The sequence below is a fragment of the Gilvimarinus sp. 1_MG-2023 genome, assembly GCF_030548285.1.
Genome location: NZ_JAUOSC010000697.1, coordinates 1 through 302 on the forward strand (window position 1 = coordinate 1; position 302 = coordinate 302).

The window sequence follows — 302 nt, forward strand, 5'->3', positions numbered from 1 at the left end:
GCCCAAGGCCAGTTCACCCAGATCCAGACGCTTGAGTGACGGAATATTCTGCAACGCATGGTGACTGGTAATAATGACCGCACCGTTGCGGGCAACATGCTGTTGAATGCGGGCTTCCAACCAGGCCACCCCAGCAACATCCAGAGCGGTAAAGGGTTCATCCAGAATCCATAGCGGCGCGGGCACAATCGCCAACCGCGACAAACCGACACGGCGCTGCTGCCCGGCCGAAAGCTGATTACAGGGCGTTTCTTCATAACCGCCCAGCTCAACATCTTCCAGTGCTTGCCACAGATCATCAT

The 302-nt window shown here is 56.6% G+C and carries 1 protein-coding gene; it reads right to left on the reverse strand.

All coding sequences use genetic code 11. The features are described from left to right. Nucleotides 1-302 (reverse strand): ATP-binding cassette domain-containing protein (locus Q4563_RS18665; protein ID WP_303605574.1); only part of this gene is annotated, 302 nt, incomplete at both ends.